Genomic DNA, 359 nt, shown 5'->3' with positions numbered 1-359 from the left:
GAGGCGGTTTCCTCCATGCCACGGCGCAGGTACAGCGCGACCACGGCGCACAGCGCACCGATCACGAAGGGTACGCGCCAGCCCCAGGCATACAGCTGCTCGGTGGTCAGGGTCTGTTGCAGGACGATCAGCACTGCCAGGGCGATGAGCTGGCCGGAGATGAGGGTCACGTACTGGAAGCTGGAGAAGAAGCCGCGGCGGTCCTTGCTGGCCATTTCGCTGAGGTAGGTTGCCGAGGTGCCGTATTCGCCACCCACCGACAGGCCCTGGATCAGGCGCGCCAGCAACAGCAGCGCCGGGGCCCAGGTGCCAATGCTGGCATAGGTGGGCAGGCAGGCGATCATCAGCGAGCCGAAGCA

Annotated in this window: 1 protein-coding gene; it reads right to left on the bottom strand. The window is 66.0% G+C overall.

Annotation, left to right across the window (positions count from 1 at the left end):
* On the bottom strand, positions 1-359 hold a 359-nt coding region (locus QWI17_RS01640), incomplete at both ends, for an MFS transporter (RefSeq protein WP_302720746.1).

This window comes from Gilvimarinus gilvus (genome assembly GCF_030518155.1).
Taxonomy (GTDB): Bacteria; Pseudomonadota; Gammaproteobacteria; order Pseudomonadales; family Cellvibrionaceae; genus Gilvimarinus; species Gilvimarinus gilvus.
This window is presented reverse-complemented; position numbering and strand designations above follow the sequence as displayed.